This window comes from Zobellella endophytica, from assembly GCF_003012775.1.
GTDB lineage: Bacteria > Pseudomonadota > Gammaproteobacteria > Enterobacterales > Aeromonadaceae > Oceanimonas > Oceanimonas endophytica.
This window is the reverse complement of the sequence record NZ_PXYG01000029.1, coordinates 1-476: the sequence shown is the minus strand read 5'-3', so window position 1 is coordinate 476 and position 476 is coordinate 1. Positions and strand designations below refer to the sequence as shown.

At 63.9% G+C, this 476-nt stretch carries 1 protein-coding gene; it reads left to right on the top strand.

The genetic code is table 11. The features are described 5' to 3' along the window. A partial coding sequence (locus C7H85_RS19765) for an immunoglobulin-like domain-containing protein (RefSeq protein ID WP_158260124.1) occupies positions 1-476 on the top strand: 476 nt, incomplete at both ends.

Here is a 476-nt window from a genome sequence, read left to right as displayed (position 1 = left end):
GAGGGGACGGCGATCACCGTCACCGCCCGGGTGGACCAGGCCCCGGCCAGCGATGTGCGGCTGACCCTGAGCAACGGCGAGATCATCACCATCGCCGCCGGCGAGACCGAGGGCAGCGTCAGCTTTGTTGCTCGTGAAGAAGATCAACTGGTGCAAGGCAGCACTGGACTATCTCTTTCAATCAGTGGGGCGACCGGTGGGAATTATGAAGATCTTAATACCGAGGGAGCATTAAATATTCAGATTCTGGATAACGATGGGGTAACCCTCACCGTGGCCGACGCCGGCCGGGTCGAGGAAGGGGCGGTGGCGACCTTCGCCATCCGCCTGGACAAGGCGGTGGATAACACCACCACCCTGCGCTTCAGCCTGGGCGGCGACATCGCGGCGGACGACGTGGGCACCCCGACGGTGACCATCAACGGGGCGGCGGTGGCGGTGACCGATCTCGGTGACGGCCGCTACAGCGTGAGCGT